Consider the following 16,230-nt stretch of genomic DNA (forward strand, 5'->3'; position numbering starts at 1 on the left):
CCGGCTTGCCAGCGACTGGATCACCCGGCGAAAACGGAAACACCGCATCGCTGGCAAGCCAGCTCCCACGGACCTGCATCAGCTGCAAATAAAAACAAGAGGATTTGTCATGGCTAAAATCGGATTTATCGGCACCGGCATCATGGGCTCACCCATGGCCAGCAACCTGCAAAAGGCCGGGCACAGCCTGTTCCTGTCCACCCACCACGGTGCAGCTCCTGCCGATCTGGTGGCCGCTGGCGCGGTCGCCCTGGCCAGCCCGCAAGAAGTCGCCCAGGAGGCCGAGTTCATCATCGTCATGGTCCCGGACACCCCCCAGGTCGAGGACGTGCTGTTCCGCGAGGACGGCATCGCTGCCGGCCTGAGCCCGAACAAAGTGGTGATCGACATGAGCTCGATCTCCCCCACTGCAACCAAAGCCTTCGCCGCAAAGATCAATGCCAAAGGCGCGCAATACCTGGACGCACCGGTCTCCGGTGGTGAAGTCGGGGCCAAGGCAGGCACCTTGAGCATCATGGTCGGCGGCGACGAAAAGACCTTCGCCCGCGCCCTGTCCCTGCTCCAGAGCATGGGCAAAAACATCACCCTGGTCGGCGGCAACGGCGACGGTCAGACCGCCAAAGTGGCGAACCAGATCATCGTCGCCCTGAACATTCAGGCGGTGGCTGAAGCCTTGGTGTTTGCCGCCAAAAACGGCGCTGACCCGGCCAAGGTTCGCGAGGCCCTGATGGGCGGTTTTGCCTCTTCGAAAATCCTCGAAGTGCATGGCGAGCGCATGATCAAAGGCACTTTCGATCCGGGCTTCCGCATCAGCCTGCACCAGAAAGACCTCAACCTGGCGCTGGCCGGTGCCCGCGAGCTGGGGATCAACCTGCCCAACACCGCCAACGCACAACAAGTGTTCAGCACCTGCGCCGCCCTGGGTGGCAGCAACTGGGATCACTCGGCACTGATCAAGGGCCTGGAGCACATGGCCAACTTCTCGATCCGCGACAAATAAACCTGACGCTGACGAGGCACGAAGACAGCGATGCGGGCCGCAGGACCGCGCTTGGCGGTTAGCAGTTAACCGCTAACCGCCAAGCGCTGACCACCAAGAGCTCGCAGCCTTCGTGCCTCGGCAGCGACTACCCCCTCCGCGTGCCACGGAACTCATCATGGGCTCAAACCAACTCAGTCCTGCATGCCCTGACTGGGCCACCGCTCTGTGCGCGGGGTTCAGTCAGATCTTCCTCCAGCGCCAGCCGCTGTGCGGGGTTTTGTGCTTGCTGGCAATTCTGGTCAGTGCCCCGGGCCTGCTCAGTGGCGCCTTGCTGGGAGGGATTGCCGGGCTCTTGACTGCGCAACGCCGTGACTATCCCAAGGCCGAACGCCAGGCAGGCCTCTATAGCTACAACGGCATTCTGTTGGGCATGTTGCTGAGCCACCAACTGCAATGGTCGGCCCTGTTGCCGCTGCTGATCATCGCCAGTGCCGGCCTGAGTACCATGCTGATTCACCAGTGGCTCAAACGCGCGGCAGACGGGCAAAGCCTTCTGGCCTATACCGCGCCCTTTGTCGGGCTGGGCTGGATCCTGCTGCACCTGCACAACCCGCCGGCCCAACCCCTGAATCACGACCTGCCACTCAATGGCCTGACCCTGGGTCTGGCCGTGCTCAAAGGCATTGGCCAGGTCATGTTGCTGCAACACCCCGTGGCCGGGTTGCTGATTGCGCTCGGGCTGTGGCTGAGCAGTTGGCGGGCCGCAGGCTGGGCATTGGCGGGATCGCTGGCAGGTCTTTTATTCAGTCTGTATCAACAGGACACCAGTGCCGCGCTCAGCGGGCTCGGCGGCTACAACCCGGTGCTGGCCGCCCTGGCCCTGAGCCAGCAGCGACGTCGACCCTGGCTGCCATTGATCGGTATCGTCGTGACCCTGATCCTGACCCCCGGATTCATTGCCCTGGGGCTGCCCCTTTTAACCGCTCCATTTATTCTCGCCTGCTGGCTGGTGCATTCCAGTGTGCGGGTACTCAGACCCGCCGCGGCGAAATCCGAAGAGCAATGCAGGTTGCGCATTGAGCGTTAATCCTTGAACCTTCTGTCATTTAAGGCTCGAGCAACCTACATGAATAACAAGGATTGGCGTCAACGCCTGTACGTCATGGTCTTTCAGGCTGACACGCCTGCCGGGCGGCGCTTTGACACCACGCTGTTACTGATCATTCTGTGCAGCCTGGTGGTGGTGGTGCTCGACAGCATCAACAGCATTCACCGCGACTACGCCGATCTGCTGGCTTACATCGAGTGGGGTTTCACCTTTGTCTTTGCCGTGGAGTACGGCCTGCGCCTGTATTGCTCACCCAGGCCCCTGCGCTATGCCTTCAGCTTTTACGGGCTGGTGGACCTGCTGGCGATCGTACCCGGCATTCTGGCGATTTATTACAGTGACGCGCAGTACCTGCTGATCATCCGCATCATCCGCATGCTGCGCATCTTTCGGGTGCTCAAGCTGGTGCCGTACCTCAGCCAGGCCAACTACCTGCTCTCGGCCCTGCGGGGCAGCAAACAGAAAATCATCGTTTTCCTGGTCGGTGTATCGACCCTGGTGACCGTGTTCGGCACCTTGATGTATGTGGTTGAAGGCCCGGAGAACGGCTTTACCAGCATTCCTGTGAGCATCTATTGGGCCATCGTGACCCTGACCACTGTGGGTTACGGTGACATCGTGCCGCAAACCGTCCTCGGGCGAGTCATCTCGGCCATGGTCATGATCACGGGCTACTCGATTATCGCCGTGCCAACCGGTATTTTTACCGCCGAACTGGCCAACGCCATGCGCGGCGAGCAACTGCAGCACGACTGCCCGGCGTGCAAGAAACAACGTCACGAACAGTCCGCCTCATTCTGTTCACGCTGCGGCAATGCTCTATATGCTAAAAATGCATAACCAAAGTGCTTTTTAATCTTTTAAGACCTATGCGGCAGCGACTATAGTCGCTGGCAATTTGCCCCTATTGCTCCCTATAACAAGGAATGCGCAGTGAAAAAACTTTTTAGTGCCTCAATCCTGGCCGCTGGCCTGGCCCTCGGCAGCATTGCCCATGCAGCCACCCCGCCGCCATTGCTAAACGTGTCCTACGATGTGATGCGCGATTTCTACAAGGACTACAATGCCGCGTTCCAGAAACACTGGGAAGCCGAGCATGGCACCAAGCTCAATGTGCAAATGTCCTTTGGCGGTTCGAGCAAACAGGCCCGATCAGTGATTGATGGCCTGCCGGCTGACGTGATCACCATGAACATGGCCACCGACATCAATGCCCTGGCTGATAATGGCCAGCTGGTTCCGCAAAATTGGGTGACCCGCCTGCCGGACAACAGCGCGCCTTTCACTTCGGCCACCGTGTTTATTGTGCGCAAAGGCAACCCCAAAGCCCTGAAAGACTGGCCGGATCTGCTCAAGGATGGCGTGCAAGTGATAGTGCCAAACCCGAAAACCTCGGGTAACGGCCGCTACACCTTCCTTTCGGCATGGGGCTATGTTCTGAAGAACGGCGGCGATGAAACCAAGGCCAAGGAGTTCGTCGGCAAACTGTTCAAGCAGGCTCCTGTACTGGACACCGGCGGCCGTGCAGCCACCACCACCTTTATGACCAACCAGATCGGCGACGTGCTGGTGACCTTCGAAAACGAAGCGGAAATGATCGCCCGCGAGTTCGGTCGCGACCAGTTCGAAGTGATCTACCCGAGCGTATCGGCCGAAGCCGAGCCGCCAGTGACCGTAGTCGACAAGGTGGTGGACAAAAAAGGCACCCGCGCAACGGCCGAAGAATATCTGAAGTACCTGTGGTCCCCTGAAGGTCAGGAAATCGCCGCCAAAAACTACCTGCGTCCACGGGACCAGGCAATCCTGGCCAAGTACAACGACCGCTTCTCGAAAGTCGATTTCCTGTCGGTTGAGAAAACCTTCGGCGACTGGCGCGACGTGCAGAAAAAGTACTTCAACGACGGTGGCGTGTTCGACCAGATCTACAACGGTCAATAACCCCCACCCACGAGCTGGTCTGTAGGAGCTAGCTTGTCTGTAGGAGCGAGCTTGTCTGTAGGAGCGAGCTTGCTCGCGAGCTTTTTCAACGCCACAACGAAGAGCTCGCTCCTGCAGGTTGGTTGGCAACCACCTCAAGGCTGTACAAAAACACAGTAAAAACAGTTGCCCTTCAGCCATTCTCTGCCATGCTGTGCACCTTCTGTGCGGCATGATGAATGAGTGGAGCTATGCGGCTGTTTCTGTGCGAAAAACCTTCCCAGGCCAAAGATATTGCGGCCGTGCTCGGTGCCAGCCGACGCGGTGATGGCTGCTGGGTGGGCCCCGCTGTCACCGTCACCTGGTGCATCGGTCACTTGCTCGAAACCGCCCCGCCCGATGCCTACGACGAGCGCTACAAGCGCTGGGTGCTGGCCGATCTGCCGATCATTCCCGAAAAGTGGAAAATGCGCGTCAAGCCCAAGACCGCCAGCCAGTTCAAGGCCGTCAAACGCCTGCTCGGCGAAGCCAGCGAACTGGTGATCGCCACCGACGCCGATCGCGAAGGTGAAATGATCGCCCGTGAACTGGTCGAGCACTGCCGCTATCGCGGGCCGATCCAGCGCCTGTGGCTGTCAGCCCTGGATGACGCGTCTATTCGCAAGGCCCTGGCCGCCCTCAAGCCGGGCAGCGAAACCTTTAACCTCTACCACTCGGCCCTGGGCCGCTCGCGGGCCGACTGGCTGATCGGGATGAACATGAGCCGCCTGTTCACCCTCCTCGGGCGCCAGTCCGGCTATCAGGGCGTACTGCCGGTGGGCCGGGTACAAACCCCCACCCTGCGACTGGTGGTCGACCGCGATCGCAGCATCAGCGACTTCGTACCCGTGGCTTACTGGGCCATCGACGTGCAGCTCAAACACGACGGGCAGTTGTTCACCGCTCAGTGGCGGGCCGATCCCGACACCTGCGACGAACAGGATCGCTGCCTCAATCAGGCCCATGCCCAGCAGGCGGCCGACGCCATCAACAGCGCCAGCAGTGCCCGGGTGAGCAAATTGCGCACCGAACGCATGCGGGAAGTCGCGCCACTGCCATTCGACCTCGGCACCCTGCAAGAAGTGTGTTCGAAAAAGCTCGGCCTCGGCGCCCAGGAAACCCTCGACATCGCCCAGGCGCTGTACGAAACCTACAAGGTGGTCACCTACCCACGCAGTGACTGCGGTTACCTGCCGCAAAGCCAGCACAGCGAAGCAGCATCGATTCTGGCCGCCCTGCAGCAAGCCGACCCGAGCCTGGCACCGCTGGCCGGACACCTCGACCCGCAACGCCGCTCCCGGGCCTGGAACGACGCCAAAGTCAGTGCTCACCACGGCATCATTCCTACGGCAGCGGCGAAAAACCTGGAACGCCTGACGGGCAAACACCGTGCGGTGTATACCCTGATTCGCGCACGCTATCTGGCGCAATTCCTGCCCAACCACGAATACGATCGCACCCAGGCCGACTTCGATTGCGCCGGCCAGGCCCTGCGCGCCGTGGGCAAACAAATTGTCGAAGCCGGCTGGAAACGCGCCCTGCCCGAGGCCCTGGCTCCGGCCAGGGGTCGCGAAGCTGCGGCCCCGCAACCATTGCCGATTTTGCGCGAGGGTCTGGACTGCGCCATTGCCAACGTCCACCTCAAAGACCTGTGGACCCAGCCACCCAAGCCTTTCACCGAAGGCGACCTGATCAAGGCAATGAAAAACGTCGCCAAACTGGTGCAGGACCCGCTGTTAAAACAAAAGCTCAAGGACACCACCGGCATCGGCACCGAGGCCACCCGCGCCGGGATCATTCAGGGGCTGCTGGATCGTGGCTACCTGATCAAAAACGGCAAGGCCCTGGCCGCCACTGCGCCGGCCTTCAGCCTGATCGATGCGGTGCCCCGCGCCATCGCCGACCCCGGCACCACTGCCATCTGGGAACAAGCGCTGGACATGGTGCAAAGCGGTGAAATGACCCTGGAGACCTTCGTCGCCAAACAGGCGGCGTGGATGAGCAAACACATCGCCCGCTGCAGTGGCATGACCATGACCATCAGCGGCCCGGCCAGCCCGGCCAGCCCGGCGGGCATGGCGCCGGCGTGGAAGAAAAAACGTAAGGCAGCGCCCGCCAGGGCAAAGCCAAAGCGGGCGGTGAAAGCTAAAAGCACTTGAGCCGGCGGCTGCCGGTCAAAGCGTCAGCGAGCCGTTGATGCAGGTCACTGCGGCACCGCCGACCCAGATATCGGCGCCGACTTTCTCAATCGATACCCGCCCTTCCCGGCCCATGGCCGTGCCCTGGCTGGCCACATAGCGCGACGGAGCAATACCCGCGCCAATCAACCATTGCGCCAGCCCGGCATTCAGGCTGCCGGTCACCGGATCTTCCGACATGCCGTCACCGGCAACGAAGGCACGGACTTCAAATTGCGCTTCAGTGCCGTCGCGCTCGGGGTTCCACGGGGCGACTACGCCGACCACCCGATTATGCAACTGTGAAAAGTCCGGCTTCAGCGCCAGCACCTGTTCGCGATCGCGCAGCAGCAACCCCAGCCAGCCGGGACCATTGTCGATCCAGCGGGCCTGCACCACCGCCCGGGTGTCGATCCCCAGGCCACGGCAGATGCGCTGCAGCAGGTCGTCATCCAGGGCTTCGTCGCGCAGCAGAGGCGGTGCAGTGAAAGCCAGCTGTCCATTCTGGCGACGAACCCGGATCAGGCCCACGGCGCATTCCTGGATGATTTCTTCACCCCGCGGCTTGCCACCTGCTTCCAGCCAGGCATGGCAACTGCCCAACGTCGGGTGCCCGGCAAAGGGCAGCTCCCTGAGGGTGGTGAAAATCCGCAGGCGGTAATCTGCTTCCGGGTTTTGCGGTTTGAGGACGAAAGTGGTTTCACTGAGGTTGGTCCAGCGCGCAAAGTCGGCCATTTGCTGATCGGTCAGACTGTCCGCGTTCAACACCACCGCCACCGGGTTGCCTTTGAGGGCAACCGTGCTGAAAACATCCACTTGTTTGAATTCAAATTGGCTCACTGCGACCTCCTGTTTTCGAATAAATCGCAGCCTACCATGGCCCCCCGCACTGTAGGAGCGGGCTTGCCCGCGAGCTTTTTGTTGCTGCGTTGAAAAAGCTCGCGAGCAAGCTCGCTCCTACAGGGTCAATGGCAAACCGGTATCATCGCTGCAGATTTAACTCAGGAGCACAGCATGACTGCACGTACCTTCCTCATCACTGGTGCCAGCAAAGGTATCGGTCGCGCCCTGGCAACCTGGCTGGCGCAAGCCGGGCATACCGTGGTGGGCATCGCCCGCAATGCCGATGACCCGAGCTTTCCCGGCACGCTGGTGGCGCTGGATCTGGCCGACCGCGAACGTAGCGCCCAGGTGCTAGGGGAACTCAGCGAACGCTTTGCGTTTGACGGGCTGGTGAATAACGTAGGGCTGGTTCGCCCTCAAGCACTGGGTGAAATCGATCTGGATGCGTTTGATGACGTAATGCGGGTCAACCTGCACTCGGCGCTGCAAGCCACCCAGGCTTTGCTGCCGGGGATGCAGTCACGGGGCTGGGGCCGGATTGTCAATATTTCCAGCCTGACGGTGCTGGGCATCGCTCAACGCACCGCCTATGCCGCGGCCAAAGCCGCACTGGTCAGCTTCACCCGTTCGTGGGCACTGGAGCTGGCGCAAAGCGGGATCACCGTGAACGCCGTGGCCCCGGGCCCTACCGAAACCGAACTGTTCCGTGCCAATAACCCGCCGGGTTCGGCAGGCGAAGCCCGCTATCTGGCCGGAGTGCCGATGGCACGTCTGGGACAACCCGAGGAAATTGCCTCGGCAATTGCCTTCCTGCTCTCGGAGAACAGCGGCTTCATCACCGGCCAGACCCTGTTTGTCGACGGCGGTGCCTCGGTAGGCAAGGCCGCGTTTTAATGCGCATGCGGGCAAGCGCACGGCACTTGCCCGCACCACGGAACGATTTACACCAGGTCGGTGCCGTCACGTCTGGCCTTGCGCATATCGCGGTACACGCTGACGCACAGGGTGATCATCACGCCCGCCGCTATCACCGGCCAGATCATTACATAAAGGGTTAACGCGTAGCTGGACATGGGGAATCTCCTTGTTCAATTGCAGGTTTATCCGAGGTTTCGGGCACAGGGTTGTAGTGGAAGGCCACCACACGCTCATTGATGCAGTCGAAATCAAAGTTTTCGTTGGACAGCAAACTCACCAGTACACAGACCACGGTACTGATGCCGTAGGCAGTGAGTGAACTGAGCAAAACCGGGTAGTCGCGCAAGAAGCCAAAGGCAAAGGGTGCAAGCACCAGAAACGCCAAGCCGCCCAAGGTGAATCCGACCTTGCGTCCGAAGAAACCAAAGGCCATCAAACCTATGACTACCCCGCCACCGACCGATGCAAAGAGTTCGAAGAACAGGGCCACCACTCCCTGCAGTTCCAGCAGTTCGAAGCGCGCCACCAGAAACATGACAAAACCGGCAATGGCCGCACTGGTGAAGGCGGCATTGGTGATGCGCCCCCAGTACAGGCTGGCGATTACCGGGAACACGATGGCTCCCCACAGTGCGCCGACAAAAATCAGCATGGTCAGGATGTCCAGCTTGAGACTGGCGAAAACCACCGCGAGCATCGTCGCCACCACCATGGTCATGCGCCCGACGAACAACATGGTTTTAGGATTGGGTTTGCCCTTGGCCATATTTTTGCCATAGACGTCGGTCATCACCAGTGCCGACAACGCCGACAGATCCGAATCGGCAGTGGACGACAGCGAGCCAATCACCATGATGAAAAACAGCCCGACCGCAAAAGGTGGCAAGTAGGTCGAGGCCATCTGCGGGATCAGGTTGTTAAGGTCGCCGTCCACCGGTTGCACACCGGCCAGCAATGCCAGAAAACCCAGCATGCCAAGGCCGATCACGATCGAGGCATAGCCGATGGTAGCCGTGACAAAGGTCGATTTCATCAGGTCTTCACGCACCGCGAACAGCCGCTGGGCGATGGTCTGATTACCAATGGCATACGCCAGCACCGCGACAAAATAGGGGGCGCCCTGTTCCAGAATCGCGGTTTTCGAGTAAAAACTCGCTTGTTCGGCAGAAATATTCGGCATGCCCCGGGCAAATAATTCCGGGCCGCCGAGCTGGAAGAAAATAATCGGAATAATCACCACGGCCGCGAAGATCATGGCGATCAACTGACCGAAATCCGTCAGCACCGAAGAGCGAAAACCCGACCAGATGGTGTAGCCCAGAATCCCGAAGCCTGCGATCAAGACCCCGTGGATAAAGCTCAAGGGCGAGAGTACCGCCACCAGCGCCCCGGCGGCGGTGAAGTTGACCATCAGGCTGATCATGCTCCCGACAATATTGGAGCCCGCCAGAATCATCTGGCTGGAGCGCCCGTGCCGGGCATGCATGATTTCCGCCAGGGTATGGGCCTTGGGTGCCAGCTCGCGAAAACGCCGGCCGAAGGGGTAGATAAACAGAATCATCAGCGCGCCCCAGAAGCCGTAATGCAGCGCCCCCGAAAGACCGAACTTGTAGCCTGAGCTGGCAGCGGCATAGAACGAGGCCGCCCAGATCCAGGTGGCGGTCATGCTGGCAGCCGCCATGCCGAAACCAATGGAATTATTGGAGACCATATAACCGTCGACGTTTTCGTCCTTGCGCCCGACGCGCAACGACACCAGAAAGGTCAGGCCATAGAAACAGAACAGAAGCAGCAACACGGTGGGGGTGGAAAGTTGAAACATTCCTTTCTCCTTTTTATGTGCGCCACAGTCGTCACAGTCGCAACGAAAGGCCGATAAAGGCAGGCGCAAAACAACCCGGGTTTCCTGACAGGCAGGCAGCGACGGACAGTGGTCCGCTGGGTTGTTTTCATGAAGGCTGACAAGGGACGGGACGCAAAGGGCGACCCAGGTCCAAAGGTAAAGCGTGCGCCAGCACGTTGAACCCTGTGCTTGCAGCAATGGCCGGCAAGAGCCGGAAGATGAGTCGGTATCCAAGGCACAAGGCCTGACACCGACAGCCGGGAATTATAACAGGCTTGGGGCGGGGATTGCCGGTTGCAGTCCCATAAACAAAAACGGCGACCCGAGGGCCGCCGTTACTACATCACTTGAACTGCCGGCTCAACCCCGGCGGAACACCGCTGGTGTCGGTCTCTTCCCACGGGCCATTGGGGCTGACTGCCCGGCTCCAGCCATTGTCCCAACGGTAGTAGGCACGCTGGCGATAGAAGATGTTGGTCTGGTCATCCAGCACATAGACCCCCATGCGCGCATCCCAATGGCTCGGGCCACCGGGTGGCGGCGCGAAGGTGGCCGAAGTCCGCGGCAGCGGCTTGGGCGGCTTGGGGATGGGCATGTCCGGCAACGGCTGACCCGAAGGCTGCGGCGCGGGTTGCGGAGCGGGCGTCGATGGCGCCGAGGGTTCATAGGGCTGATGAACCGCACAGGCACTGAGGCCTAAAACCAGACTGAGCACAGTGATGCGTACAAGGACGGCCATGGATAATTCTCTTGTCATTGATTGCCCTGCAGGAGCGAGCTTTTCGTTGCCGCTTTGAAAAAGCTCGCTCCTGGGGGTTCCCGGTTATTTGTCCGGACTGTCGATGGTCAGCTGTTGCAGCTGCGTGGTGCTGCTGGACAGCGGTTTGCCCCGCCCTATCCACTCGCCGGCTGTTGGCTGGCCGGCGCGGGAGATGCGTGCCATGAGTTGGACTTCAGGAAAGTTGGACAGTTTCAATTGCGGCATCATTGCGTCGACATCACCCAGTTCAACGGTGATCGGCAGGTCGGCCACGGTCACGCGCTTGACCGCCAGGGGTGCCGGCGGGCCTGAGACTGCACGGGCGAAGATGAAGACGCTGTCACCCGGCAGGACCTGGGCCTTGACTGCATCAGCCAGATCGACACTGACCTTGATCGAAGCCCGGGCCTTGGCCGCAGGGGCCTCTTCGACTTTGCCACCACTGGCCAGCAACTGCTGACGAGCACGTTCGATGCCGCCTTCCAGCGCTTCACGGGACTTGTCACCCTGGGGCAGTTCGTTGAGCAGACGCTGCCAATAGGTGATGGCTTCCTGATAACGCTTGCCTTCAAAGGCGGCGATACCCAGCAGACCGAGGCTGGTGACTTCTTTCGGATCGGCCTTCAGGGCTTCATCGGTCAGCGCCTGGGTCTTGTCGCTCCACTGTTTGTCATCGGCAAAGTACTGCGCCTGGGCCCACTGACCCAACAACTCCGGCTGACGGCCGGCCAGGGCCACGGTGCGCTCAAACACTTTGGCGGCGTCGGCCGGGCGGTTTTGCGCCATATAGGCACGCCCCAGGAAATACAGGCCTTCGGCCGAGTCCGGCTGCGCTGCCGCAGCACGCTCCAGGCGCGCGACCATCTCTTCAAGGGATTGCGGCGGTTGCGAGAATTCGCGGGTCAGCTCGACTTTATCGCTGGAGCCATAGTGCAGGTACAGGCCCAGACCCAATACCGGAACCATGATCGCTGCCAGCAGTGGCAAGGCTTTGCCCAGGCTGGAAACCCGCGCCGGGGCCACGCCTTCAGTGTCTGCCAGCAATTCCCGGGCGGCTTCGGCACGCCCGGCTTCCAGCTGCCCGGCGTTCAATACGCCCTCTTCAAGCTGCTGCTGCAATTCAGCCAGACGCTCCTGATACAACGCCACGTTGAGCGCGGTACGGTCTTCTTCACGCTGGGCACGACGCCCGCGCAGTACCGGAATCAATAAAAAACTGAGGGCAATGAGTAGCAGCAAGCCTGCTGCGAGCCAGAAATCAATCATCTTTGGTTTTATCCAGCAAAGTGTCGAGGCGCTGACGCTCTTCGACAGAAAGTGTGTCCGAGCCTGCAGCCTGCGGGGCTCGACGACGGCGACCGACAATCACCCCGATCAGCACCAGGCCACCGAGCAGCAAGGCGAACGGGCCAAACCAGAGCACTGCGGTCTTGCTGGTCAGGGCCGGCTTGTAGAGCACGAAATCGCCGTAGCGCGCGACCATGAAGTCGAGGATTTGCTGGTTGTCCTTGCCCTCGCCCAGCATGCGGTAGATCTCGCGCCGCAGGTCGGTGGCGATCGGTGCATTGGAGTCGGCAATGTCCTGATTCTGACACTTGGGGCAACGCAGTTCCTGGGTCAGCTCACGAAAACGCGCGCGTTCGGCATCATTGGCAAACTCATAGGTGTCGATGGCCCCCTGGGCCACGCCGCTCAGGGCCAGGCCCAGGGCTGCTGCCGCTAACCAGCGCTTCATGGCTTGGCCTCGTCAACCAGCGCCTGATAGCGGCTGGCCAGTTGTTCGCGCCAAACGGTTTCATCGATCACACCGACAAACTTGTGGCGAATGATGCCCTTGCTGTCGATCAGGAAGGTCTCGGGCGCACCGTACACCCCGAGGTTCAGGCCCAGGGAGCCGTCTGCATCGTTGATGTCCAGCTGGTAGGGATTGTGAAAGTCCTTGAGCCATTTTTTGGCGTCGGCATTCACGTCCTTATAGTTGACGCCGTAAATCACCACACCCTGCTCGGCCAGTTTGGTCAGCACCGGGTGCTCGACCCGGCACGAAATGCACCAGGTGGCCCACACGTTGACCAGCGCCGGCTTGCCCTTGAGGTCGGCCTCGGTCAGGGTCTTGTCACCCTCGACCGCTGGCAGGCTGAAGGCCGGGAACGGTTTGTCGATCATTGCCGAGGGCAATTCGGTGGGGTCCAGGTACAGGCCTCTGTAGAGAAACCACGCCATGCCCAGAAATACGGCCAGCGGAACCAGCATCAACCAGCGCTTCATACGGTGGCTCCTGTCATGCCCAATGCTTCACGCACGCGGCTTTTAACCTTGACCCGATAACGCCGGTCCATCGCTGCCAGCAAACCGCCAAAGCCTGTGAGCAGGCCGCCGAACCAGATCCAGCGCACGAACGGTTTGACATGCACCCGTACGGCCCAGGCACCGTTATCCAGCGGTTCACCCAGTGCTACATAGAGGTCACGGGTAAAGCCGGCATCGATCCCGGCTTCGGTCATCATCGAGTTCTGCACCGTGTACAAACGTTTTTCCGGGTGCAGCACGCTGACTTCCTTGCCGTTACGGATCACCCGTACCGTGCCTTTGTCCGATGTGAAGTTGGGGCCCTGGTAATGCTTGGCACCTTCAAAAATGAAGTGATAACCACCCAGTTCCATGGACTCGCCCGGCGCCAGACGCAAGTCGCGCTCGGCACTGTTCTGGCTCGACAACACCACGCCCAGCGCGCAGACCGCAATCCCCAGGTGGGCGATCTGCATGCCCCAGTAGCTGCGGGTCAGGCTGCGCATGCCTTTGATCAGGCCTTTGTGACGGGTTTTGTCGCCAATGTCGCGCACCCCGGCCAGCAACACCCAGGCCGCCAGCATAAAGGTGGTGATCACCGCCCAGTTGAAGTCGCCATAGGCTACGCCGGCAATCGCCGCCAGCGCCGCACTGCCCAGCAGCACCGGGGTCAGCATGCTCAGCAGCCATTTGACCGGAGTGTCTTTCCAGCGCACCAGCATGCCGACGGCCATTACCACCATCAGCAAGCCCATCAGTGGAATGAACATGGCGTTGAAATACGGCGGGCCGACCGACATCTTGGCGCCACTGATGGCATCCAGAATCAGCGGATACAAGGTGCCCAGCAGAATCATCGAAGCGGCCACCACCAGCACCAGGTTATTGCCCAGCAGCAAGGTTTCGCGGGACCACAGCTTGAAGCTGACGTGGCTCTTGACCACCGGTGCACGCAACGCAAACAGGGTCAGCGAACCGCCTACGACAAACAGCAGGAAAATCAGGATGAACACCCCGCGCTCGGGGTCGGAGGCAAAAGCGTGGACCGACGTCAGCACGCCGGAACGCACCAGGAAGGTCCCCAGCAGGCTCAACGAAAAGGCGGCAATCGCCAGCAACACGGTCCAGCTTTTGAACACTCCGCGTTTTTCGGTCACGGCCAGCGAGTGAATCAGCGCAGTGCCCACCAGCCATGGCATGAACGAGGCATTTTCTACCGGGTCCCAGAACCACCAGCCGCCCCAGCCAAGCTCGTAATACGCCCACCACGAACCCAGGGTGATACCGATACCGAGAAAGGCCCAGGCAACGATGGTCCACGGACGCGACCAGCGGGCCCAGGCAGCATCCAGCCGACCGCCGAGCAAGGCGGCAATGGCGAAGGCAAAGGCCACCGAGAAACCGACATAGCCCATGTACAGCATCGGCGGGTGAACGATAAGACCGATGTCCTGCAGCAGCGGGTTAAGGTCATTGCCGTTTGCAGGAATTTGCGGAAGCAGACGTACGAACGGATTCGAAGTCATGATCAGAAACAGCAGGAAGCCGATACTGATCATGCCCATGATCGCCAGCACCCGGGCCAGCATCACTTGCGGCAACTGGCGCGAGAAGATCGACACGGCGAAGGTCCAGCCCCCCAGAATCATCGCCCACAACAGCAGCGAACCTTCGTGGGCGCCCCACACGGCGCTGAACTTGTAGTACCAGGGCAGCGCGCTGTTGGAGTTGCTCGCCACGTACGCCACCGAGAAATCATCACTCATAAAGGCGTAGGTCAGGCAACCGAACGAAAACAGCAGGAAGGCAAACTGGCCCCAGGCGGCAGGTTGCGCCAGGCTCATCCACAACTTGTCGCCGCGCCAGGCACCCAGCAGCGGCACGATGGCCTGCACGATGGCAAAGCACAGGGCCAGAATCATGGCCAGCTGGCCCAATTCAGGAACAAACAGTCCAAACGTCATTACTTAACCCTCTTTAGCCGGTACAGGCGCGGACTGGCCACTTTCATTCAACGCTTTGGTCACTTCGGGCGGCATGTATTTTTCGTCGTGCTTGGCCAGCACTTCATCAGCCACCACCACACCCTGGGCGTTGAGCTTGCCCAGGGCGACGATGCCCTGCCCCTCACGGAACAGATCCGGGAGGATGCCGCGATAAGCGATGGTTACGGACTTGTTGAAATCGGTGACCACGAACTGCACGTCCAGCGAGTCGCCAGAGCGTTTCAGCGAACCGGCTTGCACCATGCCGCCGGCACGAATGCGGGTGTCCAGCGGGGCTTCGCCATTGGCGATCTGGGTCGGGGTGTAGAACAGGTTGATGTTCTGCTGCAGGGCACTCAAGGCCAGGGCAACGGCAATGCCTACCCCCACCAGAATTGCCAGGATGATGATCAAACGTTTTTTGCGCAGCGGATTCACTTCGAGTTCTCCCGGCGCAAACGACGCGCCTCTTGTTGCAGATAACGCCGGCGCGCCACAATCGGCAGCGCTACGTTCAACCCCAGCACTGCCAGGCAAATGCCATAGGCCGACCAGACATATACCGCGTGATGGCCCATGGCGATAAAGTCGCCGAAAGACGCAAAGCTCATCGTCCACCCTCCAGCGCTTTCAATACCAGGGCCTTGACCCAGCTACTGCGGGCCTCGCGTTTGAGTACTTCGAGGCGCATGCGCAACAACAGCACGGCGCCAAAGAAGCAATAAAAACCCAGCACCGTCAGCAGCAATGGCAACCACATTTCCATCGGCATGGCCGGTTTTTCGGTCAGGGTGAAGGTCGCGCCCTGGTGCAGGGTGTTCCACCACTCGACCGAGTATTTGATGATCGGGATATTGATCACGCCGACAATCGCCAATACCGCGCAGGCCTTGGCCGCGCTGTCGCGATTGGTGATGGCATTGCCCAGGGCAATGAGGCCGAAGTACAGAAACAGCAGGATCAGCATCGAGGTCAGGCGAGCATCCCACACCCACCACGAGCCCCACGTCGGCTTGCCCCAGATCGCACCGGTGAGCAGCGCCACGGCGGTCATCCAGGCACCGATGGGCGCTGCGCACTGCAAGGCCACGTCGGCGATTTTCATCTTCCAGACCAGGCCAACCACGCCGCACACCGCCAGCATCACATAACAGGACTGGGCCAGCATCGCCGCCGGCACATGGATATAAATGATCCGGAAGCTATTGCCCTGCTGGTAGTCGGGCGGCGCAAATGCCAGGCCCCAGACTACCCCGCAGGTAATCAGCAACGCTGCCGCAATGCTTAACCAGGGCAGCAGACGCCCGCTGATGGCATAGAACCATTTGGGCGAGCCGAGTTTGTGAAACCAAGTCCAGTTCATCACGCT

General features: G+C 60.5%; 17 protein-coding genes. 6 read left to right on the forward strand and 11 right to left on the reverse strand.

Annotated features, from left to right (window positions below):
• Positions 1-109 precede the first annotated feature (109 nt).
• The 5 genes from JQ848_RS14760 to JQ848_RS14780 all read left to right on the forward strand — a co-directional run bounded on the left by JQ848_RS14760 (position 110) and on the right by JQ848_RS14780 (position 6,205).
• Positions 110-1,000: a 2-hydroxy-3-oxopropionate reductase gene (locus JQ848_RS14760; protein WP_003441938.1), complete on the forward strand. Its 891-nt coding sequence runs from the start codon at positions 110-112 to the stop codon at positions 998-1,000.
• A 157-nt stretch (positions 1,001-1,157) separates the two neighbouring features.
• Entirely contained in the window at positions 1,158-2,069 is a 912-nt protein-coding gene (locus JQ848_RS14765) for an urea transporter (RefSeq protein ID WP_010656421.1), read from the forward strand.
• A 39-nt stretch (positions 2,070-2,108) separates the two neighbouring features.
• Positions 2,109-2,930: an ion transporter gene (locus JQ848_RS14770; RefSeq protein ID WP_003441923.1), complete on the forward strand. Its 822-nt coding sequence runs from the start codon at positions 2,109-2,111 to the stop codon at positions 2,928-2,930.
• Positions 2,931-3,023: 93 nt separating this feature from the next.
• Positions 3,024-4,028 carry a sulfate ABC transporter substrate-binding protein gene (locus tag JQ848_RS14775; RefSeq protein ID WP_202210894.1) on the forward strand — a complete coding sequence of 335 codons (1,005 nt, stop codon included), beginning with the start codon at positions 3,024-3,026 and terminating at the stop codon, positions 4,026-4,028.
• A 230-nt stretch (positions 4,029-4,258) separates the two neighbouring features.
• Positions 4,259-6,205 carry a DNA topoisomerase III gene (locus JQ848_RS14780; RefSeq protein WP_202210895.1) on the forward strand — a complete coding sequence of 649 codons (1,947 nt, stop codon included), beginning with the start codon at positions 4,259-4,261 and terminating at the stop codon, positions 6,203-6,205.
• Between the two features lie 15 nt (positions 6,206-6,220).
• Here JQ848_RS14780 and JQ848_RS14785 read toward each other — a convergent pair whose 3' ends face one another.
• Positions 6,221-7,063 (reverse strand): PhzF family phenazine biosynthesis protein, encoded by an 843-nt coding sequence (locus tag JQ848_RS14785; protein ID WP_202210896.1) that lies wholly within the window; start codon positions 7,061-7,063, stop codon positions 6,221-6,223.
• Positions 7,064-7,237: 174 nt separating this feature from the next.
• Between JQ848_RS14785 and JQ848_RS14790 the strand changes: the two genes are divergently transcribed.
• Positions 7,238-7,960, forward strand: a complete 723-nt coding sequence (locus JQ848_RS14790) for an SDR family oxidoreductase (RefSeq protein WP_202210897.1) — start codon at positions 7,238-7,240, stop codon at positions 7,958-7,960.
• A gap of 47 nt (positions 7,961-8,007) precedes the next feature.
• Here the strand turns inward: JQ848_RS14790 and JQ848_RS22680 are convergent, their stop codons facing one another.
• From JQ848_RS22680 to JQ848_RS14835, 10 genes are all read right to left on the reverse strand, one after another.
• Complete coding sequence (locus JQ848_RS22680; RefSeq protein WP_003441916.1) at positions 8,008-8,139, reverse strand: putative transporter small subunit; 132 nt, start codon at positions 8,137-8,139, stop codon at positions 8,008-8,010.
• Entirely contained in the window at positions 8,121-9,806 is a 1,686-nt protein-coding gene (locus JQ848_RS14795; RefSeq protein ID WP_003441915.1) for a sodium:solute symporter family protein, read from the reverse strand. The genes JQ848_RS22680 and JQ848_RS14795 overlap by 19 nt, the downstream gene beginning before the upstream one ends.
• Positions 9,807-10,170: 364 nt before the next feature.
• Positions 10,171-10,566 (reverse strand): hypothetical protein, encoded by a 396-nt coding sequence (locus JQ848_RS14800; protein WP_003441914.1) that lies wholly within the window; start codon positions 10,564-10,566, stop codon positions 10,171-10,173.
• An 84-nt stretch (positions 10,567-10,650) separates the two neighbouring features.
• Complete coding sequence (gene ccmI, locus JQ848_RS14805) at positions 10,651-11,853, reverse strand: c-type cytochrome biogenesis protein CcmI (RefSeq protein WP_003441913.1); 1,203 nt, start codon at positions 11,851-11,853, stop codon at positions 10,651-10,653.
• Positions 11,846-12,322: a cytochrome c-type biogenesis protein gene (locus JQ848_RS14810; RefSeq protein ID WP_003441910.1), complete on the reverse strand. Its 477-nt coding sequence runs from the start codon at positions 12,320-12,322 to the stop codon at positions 11,846-11,848. Before JQ848_RS14810 ends, ccmI begins: the two co-directional genes overlap by 8 nt.
• Positions 12,319-12,855 carry a DsbE family thiol:disulfide interchange protein gene (locus JQ848_RS14815; RefSeq protein WP_003441908.1) on the reverse strand — a complete coding sequence of 179 codons (537 nt, stop codon included), beginning with the start codon at positions 12,853-12,855 and terminating at the stop codon, positions 12,319-12,321. Before JQ848_RS14815 ends, JQ848_RS14810 begins: the two co-directional genes overlap by 4 nt.
• Entirely contained in the window at positions 12,852-14,840 is a 1,989-nt protein-coding gene (locus JQ848_RS14820) for a heme lyase CcmF/NrfE family subunit (RefSeq protein WP_003441907.1), read from the reverse strand. The genes JQ848_RS14815 and JQ848_RS14820 overlap by 4 nt, the downstream gene beginning before the upstream one ends.
• A 3-nt stretch (positions 14,841-14,843) precedes the next feature.
• Positions 14,844-15,299 carry a cytochrome c maturation protein CcmE gene (gene ccmE / locus JQ848_RS14825; protein WP_003441905.1) on the reverse strand — a complete coding sequence of 152 codons (456 nt, stop codon included), beginning with the start codon at positions 15,297-15,299 and terminating at the stop codon, positions 14,844-14,846.
• Positions 15,296-15,472: a heme exporter protein CcmD gene (gene ccmD / locus JQ848_RS14830; RefSeq protein WP_003441903.1), complete on the reverse strand. Its 177-nt coding sequence runs from the start codon at positions 15,470-15,472 to the stop codon at positions 15,296-15,298. Before ccmD ends, ccmE begins: the two co-directional genes overlap by 4 nt.
• On the reverse strand, positions 15,469-16,227 hold the full coding sequence (locus JQ848_RS14835) for a heme ABC transporter permease (protein WP_177412974.1): 759 nt from the start codon (positions 16,225-16,227) through the stop codon (positions 15,469-15,471). The genes ccmD and JQ848_RS14835 overlap by 4 nt, the downstream gene beginning before the upstream one ends.
• Positions 16,228-16,230: the final 3 nt, after the last annotated feature.

The organism is Pseudomonas paraversuta, from assembly GCF_904067025.1.
GTDB lineage: Bacteria > Pseudomonadota > Gammaproteobacteria > Pseudomonadales > Pseudomonadaceae > Aquipseudomonas > Aquipseudomonas paraversuta.

Excerpts from the sequence above, each read along its gene's own strand:
- JQ848_RS14760 (WP_003441938.1), top strand. The coding sequence starts at position 110 with ATGGCTAAAATCGGATTTATCGGCACCGGCATCATGGGCTCACCCATG.
- JQ848_RS14765 (WP_010656421.1), top strand. The coding sequence starts at position 1,158 with ATGGGCTCAAACCAACTCAGTCCTGCATGCCCTGACTGGGCCACCGCT.
- JQ848_RS14770 (WP_003441923.1), top strand. The coding sequence starts at position 2,109 with ATGAATAACAAGGATTGGCGTCAACGCCTGTACGTCATGGTCTTTCAG.
- JQ848_RS14780 (WP_202210895.1), top strand. The coding sequence starts at position 4,259 with ATGCGGCTGTTTCTGTGCGAAAAACCTTCCCAGGCCAAAGATATTGCG.
- JQ848_RS14790 (WP_202210897.1), top strand. The coding sequence starts at position 7,238 with ATGACTGCACGTACCTTCCTCATCACTGGTGCCAGCAAAGGTATCGGT.
- JQ848_RS22680 (WP_003441916.1), bottom strand. The coding sequence starts at position 8,139 with ATGTCCAGCTACGCGTTAACCCTTTATGTAATGATCTGGCCGGTGATA.
- JQ848_RS14795 (WP_003441915.1), bottom strand. The coding sequence starts at position 9,806 with ATGTTTCAACTTTCCACCCCCACCGTGTTGCTGCTTCTGTTCTGTTTC.
- JQ848_RS14800 (WP_003441914.1), bottom strand. The coding sequence starts at position 10,566 with ATGGCCGTCCTTGTACGCATCACTGTGCTCAGTCTGGTTTTAGGCCTC.
- ccmI (WP_003441913.1), bottom strand. The coding sequence starts at position 11,853 with ATGATTGATTTCTGGCTCGCAGCAGGCTTGCTGCTACTCATTGCCCTC.
- JQ848_RS14810 (WP_003441910.1), bottom strand. The coding sequence starts at position 12,322 with ATGAAGCGCTGGTTAGCGGCAGCAGCCCTGGGCCTGGCCCTGAGCGGC.
- JQ848_RS14815 (WP_003441908.1), bottom strand. The coding sequence starts at position 12,855 with ATGAAGCGCTGGTTGATGCTGGTTCCGCTGGCCGTATTTCTGGGCATG.
- JQ848_RS14820 (WP_003441907.1), bottom strand. The coding sequence starts at position 14,840 with ATGACGTTTGGACTGTTTGTTCCTGAATTGGGCCAGCTGGCCATGATT.
- ccmD (WP_003441903.1), bottom strand. The coding sequence starts at position 15,472 with ATGAGCTTTGCGTCTTTCGGCGACTTTATCGCCATGGGCCATCACGCG.